The following is a 228-nucleotide window of genomic DNA, read 5'->3' on the forward strand; positions in this document are numbered from 1 at the left end:
GATTACCACCAGCAAGGGAGTCCAGCACGATTTCCGCTGCGACCACCCTAACCTGATGGCCAACCTTCACTGCAAAGCCGAAGCAATTCTCATCCTCCAAATTGTTCGTCGAGGCTTGGTAGGTATAGTCAGCCTGGAAGTTATCGGGAATCACATCTTCATCCATAAGGATGTAGGGAAGCATTCCATTCAGCAGAAAGCGGAATGCATCATCCGCACCAAGACTTG

At 50.0% G+C, this 228-nt stretch carries 1 protein-coding gene; it reads right to left on the reverse strand.

Annotated elements, in window-relative coordinates:
• Positions 1–228, reverse strand: a 228-nt coding sequence (locus KVS69_RS20990; RefSeq protein ID WP_217540295.1) for a hypothetical protein, incomplete at both ends; no start/stop codon positions are given.

The sequence above is a fragment of the Stenotrophomonas sp. GbtcB23 genome, assembly GCF_019091045.1.
Classification (GTDB): Bacteria; Pseudomonadota; Gammaproteobacteria; order Xanthomonadales; family Xanthomonadaceae; genus Stenotrophomonas; species Stenotrophomonas rhizophila_A.